The 6319-nt window shown below is 58.5% G+C and carries 5 protein-coding genes and 1 pseudogene; 1 reads left to right on the top strand and 5 read right to left on the bottom strand.

The genetic code is table 11. The features are described 5' to 3' along the window. The 3 genes and pseudogenes from IQ16_RS42395 to IQ16_RS42380 all read right to left on the bottom strand — a co-directional run. Positions 1–2165: non-ribosomal peptide synthetase (locus IQ16_RS42395; protein WP_244636076.1), on the bottom strand; the 2165-nt coding region annotated here is incomplete at its 3' end. Between the two features lie 571 nt (positions 2166–2736). Beyond that, a pseudogene (locus tag IQ16_RS42385) lies at positions 2737–3124 on the bottom strand (ectoine synthase). A gap of 732 nt (positions 3125–3856) precedes the next feature. Then, positions 3857–4135, bottom strand: a complete 279-nt coding sequence (locus IQ16_RS42380) for a hypothetical protein (protein WP_018648581.1) — start codon at positions 4133–4135, stop codon at positions 3857–3859. A gap of 396 nt (positions 4136–4531) precedes the next feature. On the opposite strand from IQ16_RS42380, the gene IQ16_RS42375 reads away from it, so the two are divergent. Then, a complete protein-coding gene (locus IQ16_RS42375; protein ID WP_014497760.1) occupies positions 4532–4735 on the top strand; it encodes a hypothetical protein in 204 nt (67 codons plus the stop codon). A 345-nt stretch (positions 4736–5080) separates the two neighbouring features. Here the strand turns inward: IQ16_RS42375 and IQ16_RS46190 are convergent, their stop codons facing one another. Both IQ16_RS46190 and IQ16_RS42365 read right to left on the bottom strand, forming a co-directional pair. Further along, the gene (locus IQ16_RS46190; RefSeq protein WP_014497761.1) at positions 5081–5281 is read right to left on the bottom strand and encodes a hypothetical protein; all 201 of its coding nucleotides are present in this window, start codon (positions 5279–5281) and stop codon (positions 5081–5083) included. 668 nt (positions 5282–5949) lie between these two features. Further along, a complete protein-coding gene (locus IQ16_RS42365; RefSeq protein ID WP_011084898.1) occupies positions 5950–6309 on the bottom strand; it encodes a hypothetical protein in 360 nt (119 codons plus the stop codon). Positions 6310–6319: the final 10 nt, after the last annotated feature.

Genomic DNA, 6319 nt, shown 5'->3' with positions numbered 1-6319 from the left:
TAGGCGATCAGATGCTTGTGGCCGCCGCCGTTCTGGCGCGCCAGCACCACCGCCTCGCGCACCCAGGCGTGCTCGCAAAGCCGCGCGACGATCTCACCCGGCTCGATGCGGTAGCCGCGAATCTTCACCTGATCGTCGTTGCGGCCCAGGAACTCAAGATTGCCGTCCGGCAGATAACGGGCAAGGTCGCCGGTCCGGTACAGCCGATCGCCCTCGACAAAGGGACTGGCGATGAACCGCTCGGCGGTCAGCTCAGGGCGGTTCAGGTAGCCCCGTGCCACCCCCGCCCCGCCAATGTAAAGCTCGCCGACCGCACCGAACGGCACGGGCGCGCCATGGCCATCCAGCAGGTACACCCGCGTGTTGACGATTGGACGCCCGACGTGAGGCATCTGGGGCCAACATGACGGATCAGCTGCAAGGTGGTGCTCGGAAATGACGCTGATTTCCGTGGACCCATATTGATTGATCAATCTCGCGTTCGGATGTGCTTCGAAGAACGTCCTAAGCAGTGGAGTGGCCTGCAATCGCTCGCCGGCTGTATAAAGCTCTCTTAAAGAGGGCAGCTGCACGCGCTGCGCGCTCCAGACTTCCGCAAAATGATTCAATGCCACGAACGGGAGGAAAAGCCGCTCTATCGCCTCCCGCTCTATAAACTCCAGCAGGTCGGAGAAGTGCCTCCGGGTCTCTTCCCGCACGAGCACAAGCGCTCCGCCGTCCTTCCAACAGATGAACAATTCCTGACAGGACACATCGAAGTTCAGGGTCGCGAATTGAAGTGTGCGCAGTTTTGACGTGCCAATCCCCGCAAGCGAATTCACAAGCGCGCCATGGGACATTTCCACGCCCTTGGGGATTCCGGTTGAGCCGGAGGTATAGATGACATAGGCGAGATGGCGCGATGTGAGGCCAAGCGCGCCCGGGTCCGGGTTCGAAGGCGGCCGCTCGTCCCAAGTCGGGGTCGCCGTCTCCAGATCGACCACCGTCACACCGGCCACGGCTTCGGCACCCAATGCGGTTCGACCGGCGACATCGCAAAGCAGCAGTTTCGGTTCTGCATCGCCAACAATCTGCCGCAGCCGCGCCGACGGATAAGCCGGATCTAGCGGCAGATACGCGCCGCCCGCTTTCAGGATCGCCAAGAGACCAACTACCATCGCCAGGCTGCGTTCGAGGCAGATCGCCACCGGCTGGTCCGGCTTGACCCCGAGCTCGATCAAATGATGCGCCAGCCGGTTGGCCCGCGCATTGAGCTCGCCATAGCTCAGTCTCTCCTTCTCATAGACCACCGCCACCGCTTCCGGTGCCTTTTGCACCTGCGCCTCGAACAGCTCATGGATACATAGCTCAAACGGATAAGGCGCCGCCGTCCGATTCAAATCCTCAAGTAGATACGTGCGTTCGTCGGCGGCCAGAATGTCTATTCGGCCGACAGGCTGACCAGCATCGGCCATCACGCCGCGTAGCAAAGTTTGCAAATGCTGCGTCATGCGGTCGATCTGCTTCGGAGCTAATCGAGCGGCATCAAAATGCCAGCGGAACGTCCCATCCAGAGCGCAAACCTCAAAGGTCAGCAAATCGCCGCACAAGGCATGACCAGCTTTGCGGTTCGTCGTCAGAGCATCAGCGACGGGACAGCTCTCTGTCGTGATTGCAATGCCAATCGGCCAAGGCTGGCGCGCCCGTAGTGCCTCCACTCCTCGCAATGTCGGGTAGCGCGCGATAAGATCTCGGGCAAAGCTTGCGTGCGCCCTCAGCTGAGCGACTTCGGCCGCTACGGTTTTGCGCACTTCTTCAAAATCATGAGCAAGCTCAATGCGAACATCCATCGGCACGACGGAGGCCATCACGAGTTTGGAGCCAGTTTGCAATCGGTCCCATGCAGTCTTCCATCCCAGTTGAAACTCTTTTTGCCCCATGATCCGAGCGAGATAGATCAGCCAAGCTGCTACCAAATATTCCGAGCGATCTTGTGGGGAAATAGCCAAACCGCTTGGGCTAAACCATGAACTCGACTGCCATCGGGACGGCGCCGCAGCCACGGACGATGACACGAAAGGAGGATGCAATCTGCTAAACTGCTCGAGCCGCCGTCGCCAAAACTCCTCCCCACGCGCCCGCAGTTCATCCGCGGCAGATATGCTCTGCACCTGATCATCGCTCAAGATCGGAAGGCGTCTTCCTTGATTCACGCAAATCGCTCACATCGGTTCGGATCTGTTTTCGGGCTTTGGCTGGCCTGCATTGATGTGACGAAACCCTTCGCCAAAGCGGATCACTCAATCTTCCGCCAACGTTCCGCACCACCAAATATGGTGGCGGCGGTATCGCAGCTGCTACTCAAGCGCGTCAGCGTTTCTGGTAAGCGTTCTCATCGAACGACTTCTCCTCTATGGCGCCCTTTAGACGATTACGCATGTATCGGGCCAAAGGTGAAATCGAGTGCAATCAATGCGATAGCCACAGCGGTGCTGTGTCAGCTGTCCAACAGCGTCGCCAGACATCGTACAACTGAGCGCGCTATCAATCGCACAAGACCCCGCCCGCCGGGTATTCCGGACAAGAAAAAAAGGGACCTGGAATGCCAAAGTAAATTTGTCAGCTCAACCTAACCGCATCGCGTGGGCATTTCGTAAAAAGTCCGCGCGTGCGGTACGAGCCAGTGCTGGATCGCTCGAGTAAATGTTTCTCGCAATTAGCGGCAGTTCATATTGGATTGGCGTTTCTTCGCATCGCTCAATATGTGGAGCCTGCCGGGTCGTCCAGCTTGTGGCGCTCGGTTCCGGTGAGGGGCGGGTTGAAGATGCTAACGAGGATCATGTCCTTGTCCGGTCCCCCGCGCAGGAGATGCTTGTCATGCTTGTCAAGCACATACATGTCGCCCCGGCGAATAGGAAAGACATTGCCGTCCATGTCCTCGACCTCGCCCTCTCCACCGATGCAGAAGCAGGCTTCGAGATGATTCCGGTATTGCAGAAGAGAAACGGTGTTAGCGCGCACGATGGTGTGGCAGATGCTAAAACCCATGCCGTCCTTATCCGTCAGAAGGCGGTGGCTCGTACCATTGCCCCCAATCGACGAAGTGATCGGTTGCTTCAATGTCGTGCAGACTACGCACAATCATGGTGTTGCCCGATTCTGATTGATCCAAAAGCTGGAGGCCGTTGTTCTGCTCCGGAACGGCGCCTTCCCTGTCGCGCGGCCGACTGCGGTCTCCGTCGAAACAACCGACCGTCGGCCGCGGAGAACCTGGGCAGTAGTCCTACGGGATCGGCTACACGCAAAAGGCCTGCCATTTGCCCGACGGCGACTAGTAAAAATATCGGTACGAGGGTATTTCGCAGCCGATCGGCGCGTACCAACTTGATGTACCACGTCTCGGGCGGTACCGCCGCTTGCCTGTGTATTCACCAGAATGCTGCTGGAGATACTGCCGCCGACATAAACTGTCTCCACTCGCAGATTTGGCAAGTCGTTTCCTTCCTTGCTGTGCCTCTCGCCGCGAATACGGTTCCGCAGCGTTTCAGCCAGCAGAGCAAATCTCATGCCGTGGTCGCAGACCGATGAACGATGAAGTTGTGGCTGTCTCAGCTGGCTAGTGAGAACGATTTGGCTAGGCGTGTAGCCAATCTAACAAACTGCCGAGATATGGCCGAGTACAAACAAGTCCTGAGCGAGAACCGGTCGAACAGTGGTGCTTTTTAATCCGCTGGTGAAGAGGTCCCGGATTGAAGTCAGTGATGCTGCTCGAAAGTGTTTGGCGATCGGACTCGACAAAGCCCGCCGCGATCAGAACCCGCAAATTAGGTACAGCCCGCGGTACAGAGCGGTTTTTGAGGATGCGCAGCTGGGAGGGTCAGCCGTGGGGTCCCACCGCGCCTCGGATCAGGCCGCCCGGAACGCGCGCGTCGTTCGCGGCTCCGCGACTAGTTTGCCGGCATGTCCGCCCCTTCCGGAGGCTAAACGCGAGCGGGAAGGTCTCGGCTGAAAGCAACTCCAGCGCGGTCTGCTCTTCGGTGAGGCGTTTTTCGATGAACTGACGTTCGACATCCGACAGGTTCGACTTCAGCAGGCGACGATAGCGGTGGATGTTTGTGCGGTGAGCACGAATGCGGGCCAAATATTCATCGAGCATCCTGGACGCTCCTGAGGTCGTCGCAATCTCTACGAAGAGATATTCAGGCGAGCATGTCGTCGATCAACGCGCCACCCGCCATCGCATCTCGGAAGCCGTTCGGCGGGCAGATAAGGACAATGGCAGTTCGTGACAACACTCCTTCCGCTAGCGTAGCATTTCCATCGCCACGACCCGCAGCGTTCTTGGCTCACCATACGCCGTCTTTCTGCTCGGCTAGTCGCTCAAACAGAGCTGGGCGCTTGGAAGGCGCAAGGAATAGTCGGTCACGCTCCCGGCGCCGGACGCTTGTCGCTAACAAGCTCGCCCGTCAGTATTCTCTTCCGAGGAGCTGAACATCGTTTGCCGATGTGCTATACGCATCTTCGTTGAGAACAGCTTTGTTTGAGAGTTTCGATGTCTCTTTCGATTGGACTGATTGTCGACGGCTATGTGAAACTAAACAACCGCAGCGCGCTGGAGAACCTTCTGGCGCATCGGCGGGAGTTGCTGCAGCAGTTGAACTGCGTTACCGGCATTGATCCGAAGCCAGCGATCGCTCAGGTCAGTCAAGACATCACAGTGATCGAAAGGGCACTTGCGGCGCTCACACAGGAGTAAACAGCAACGGCGCACCGGCTCGCGTGAGTTGACGGCGCTCCGGCGCCGAACACTGACTTCGCCCCCGTTTCCGGACGAAGGTTATTGGAGCGTCGCCTCACCGGCATCGTGGCGCGCAAGGGTGCGTGCGCCAAGGCTTGGATGCGGCGTCTGCTGTGCGAGCTGCTCTCTCGTTTCAAGGATCGGCCGGGCACCGAGCAGCGCGCCAACCGATTCACATCAGATAACGCCGCGTCTTGGATGACGTTAGGCCACCATCGATTTGCGACCACGATACACTCTGCGAGCTGGATCTTCAGCACTGTGACTTGGAAATTCACCTCAATGACAAGCCATGTCCTAGATCTATCGCCACATCGTTGGTGCTCTGGAAAGAGCTTCCTGACCGATCTGTTTAAGCAGATCGGGGCGCGTCTCACCTCTGGTGGCGGCCTCCAGGATTCTGGAGGCAACGTAGGCGCGGACGCCGGCGTCATACGGTGGGACGCTCACGCAAACCTCATCCAGGATCGTGCGCAGAAGCGTGATCGTGCCAACGTCCAGCATTGAGAGATCTCCCTCATACCATCGGGGAAGATAATGGGCATTTGCTGGACCGCAACTCAAGTACATCGGATCGCATGAGCCTCCGCGACTGCCGGTCGGCCGATTTCCAGCGCGGTGCAATGTCCAGCACCTCTGCGATCGCTGATCCATTGCGGCAGCTCGCTTGATCGGCCTGCGTTTGTCTTCTCGTCGGCCGTCTGGGCCTAGCAGACAAGCTTGCTAGAGCTCAGAGGCCAATGTGAGCTCCCTGCGATCATGCTCTGCGATGATGTACAGCATGCTCGGCCATCTATTGCGCGCCGGACTGACTGGGCGGCTGCCGCAGGCCAATGCTCGCACGGTGCTAGCTCGTTGCCGAGCCTCATCAGGTTCAATTGCGGCCAGAGGATTTGCCGTTTATCGCGCCTGCTGCGCTTCGGCATACCTGCCCCGATGGAGTTGGTAGAAATAGCTTGCCACTGCTCCGATGTCGTTTCACAAGACGGCACCTATCGGCTCCAAACCCGAGCGCCTGGCATCCTACACTGTAGAGGGACATCGCGACCAATTCTTGCGGTGAAGCATATCTTTGCGTCAAAAACCAGCGCCCGCCCGACGTCTGGCGACGAAATCGGGCCAGGATCCGGCGCCCGCGCTTCACTGCCCCCTTGACTCGCCCCTGGCCGCTCTTAGGGAGCTTCGGCTTTTTGCAGCTTGACGAGGTCGTCTGCGCCATCGTGAAGTAATTTCATGGTCATGGGCGCGTGGTTGTTGATCCATAATCGCACGTATTGGCAGCACACGATTTTGAGCGAATCTCCTTTGGCGATGCCCGCTTGCAGGCGGATGATCTCGGCAGCGTGGAGCGGCCCCGCCTCGCTCCACCCCGTCAGCGGCAGAGCCAATCTCCAACCGACATCATGAGCTCGAGCGTGGGGGAGTTGTTCAGCACGCAAAGGGCAGTTCCGGATCGTCTTCGAGAGTTCTTCCAGGATGTTGAGGATTTCAGGGCCAGCCCATCCGGTTCGACTGCTCCTGAGCGCAATCACTTGCGGATCT

This window comes from Bradyrhizobium huanghuaihaiense, assembly GCF_007830635.1.
Taxonomy (GTDB): domain Bacteria; phylum Pseudomonadota; class Alphaproteobacteria; order Rhizobiales; family Xanthobacteraceae; genus Bradyrhizobium; species Bradyrhizobium huanghuaihaiense.
This window is presented reverse-complemented; position numbering and strand designations above follow the sequence as displayed.